1 protein-coding gene is annotated in these 1371 nt (G+C 65.5%); it reads left to right on the top strand.

Going from position 1 to position 1371, the window contains the following annotated elements; translation table 11 throughout:
- Positions 1-1295 (top strand): glucose-6-phosphate dehydrogenase (gene zwf, locus AC1DSN_RS22675; RefSeq protein WP_477333092.1); only part of this gene is annotated, 1295 nt, incomplete at its 5' end.
- Between the last annotated feature and the right edge of the window lie 76 nt (positions 1296-1371).

Raw genomic sequence — 1371 nt, 5'->3', positions numbered from 1 at the left:
CGTTGAACGAGCGCATCCTCAAAGTGCTGCGCGAAGACCAGATCTATCGCATCGACCACTTCCTCGGCAAGGAAACGGTGCAGAACATCATGGCCTTCCGTTTCGCGAACGGCCTGTTCGAGCCGATCTGGAACCGAGACCGTATCGACCACGTGCAGATCACCGTGGCCGAGACCGTCGGCGTCGAACGTCGCGGCTCGTTCTACGAGCAGACCGGCGCACTGCGCGACATGGTGCCGAACCATCTCTTCCAGCTGCTGGCTATGGTCGCCATGGAGCCGCCGACCTCGTTCGACGCCGAAGCCGTGCGCACGCGCAAAGCCGAGACGATCGAGGCGATCCGCCCCATCCAGCCCGAAGATGCCGTACGCGGCCAGTACGGTCCGGGCGCGGTGAACAATGAGCTGGCCACGTCGTATCGCGACGAGCCGAACGTCGCGCCGGATTCGGTGACCGAGACCTTCGTGGCGTTGAAGCTGTCGATCGACACCTGGCGTTGGTCGGGCGTGCCGTTCTACCTGCGCACCGGTAAGCACATGGGTCGCCGTACGACTGAAATCGCGATCCGCTTCAAGTCGGCGCCGTTCGCCCCGTTCCGTGGCACCGGCATGGACGCGTTCGGTCCGGACTGGCTGGTCCTGCAGATCCAGCCGGACGAAGGCATCTCGTTGCAGTTCGACGTGAAGCGTCCTGGCCCGCGGGTCGAACTCGCCCCGGTTCGCATGGATTTCAAGTACGCCGACTGGTTCCGCGCCGAGCCGAACGTGGGCTACGAAACGCTGCTTTACGATTGCATGACCGGTGACGCCACGCTGTTCCAGCGCGCCGACATGGTCGAGGCCTGCTGGCGCGCCGTGCAGCCGATCCTCGACGACTGGGCGCAGCGCACGCCGGCCGACTTCCCGAACTACGCCTCGGGCAGCGCGGGCCCGGCCTCGGCCGACACGCTGCTGGCACTGGGTGGTCGCTCGTGGCGGCCGCTGAACTCCGCCGCGGAGCTCAATGCCCGTCGTACGGCCAAGCCCAAGACGGACGCTTCGTCAGCCGCCGAGAAGAAGCCAGCGGCCCGCAAGACGGCCAAACGCGCGGTGGCCAAGAAGACCGTCCGCGTCGCTGCCACGAAGAAGGCCGCGCCGGCTCGCAAGGTCGCGGTGAAGAAGGCTTCTGCGAAAAAGGCTCCGGCAAAGAAAGCCCCGGCGAAGAAAGTCGCTGCGGCACGCAAGGCCGCACCGGTGAAGAAAGCGCCCGCCGCCGTGAAGAAGGCTGCCGTCGCAAAGCGCGCGCGCAAGAAGTAACAGCGTCGCGTTCGCTTAACGAAGGGCCCGGCATATGCCGGGCCCTTTTTTTGGTTCATCACGGAATTACGTGGAC

The organism is Luteibacter sp. P4_D7_3, assembly GCF_056401735.1.
Note: the sequence above shows the minus strand (reverse complement) of the source record. Positions and strands in the feature narration are given on the sequence as shown.